Here is a 563-nt window from a genome sequence, read left to right as displayed (position 1 = left end):
GAAGACTCTGTTGTTGCGAACAACGTGAAAGCGGGTGAAGGTTCTTACGGCTACAACGCAGCAACGGGTGAATACGGCGACATGCTAGAGATGGGTATTCTAGACCCAACTAAAGTAACTCGTAGCGCTCTACAATTTGCAGCGTCTGTCGCTGGTCTAATGATCACAACAGAAGCGATGGTAACTGACCTACCACAAAAAGAAAGCGCAGGCATGCCTGACATGGGTGGTATGGGCGGTATGGGTGGCATGGGCATGATGTAATCATCCCGCGCTATTCCAAGCCGAGTAGAACAAAAAGCCGAGGTGTGAACCTCGGCTTTTTTGCGTCTGGTGTTTGCCCACTGTGCATTTTTCAGTGCAGATAAAAGAAGATGTGAATTGTGAGGGATGCGTTCCGGCAGCGTCAGTGGAAAAACAGAAAAATAACTGAGATGAATTTTTTTCTAGGATAGTCAGATTGTTAAATATGACCTATTGCTAACACTTTTTGTGTCCGAATAGCGCAAAATCTGAACATTACACTATGTTGTAAATTACTGCTTACCATCATGGAGATAAAA

The 563-nt window shown here is 44.8% G+C and carries 1 protein-coding gene; it reads left to right on the top strand.

All coding sequences use genetic code 11. From position 1 onward, the window contains the following. On the top strand, positions 1 to 264 hold a 264-nt coding region (locus tag R7Z50_RS29875), incomplete at its 5' end, for a TCP-1/cpn60 chaperonin family protein (RefSeq protein WP_318150065.1). Positions 265 to 563: the final 299 nt, after the last annotated feature.

This window comes from Vibrio sp. 1249-1 (genome assembly GCF_033340495.1).
This window is presented reverse-complemented; position numbering and strand designations above follow the sequence as displayed.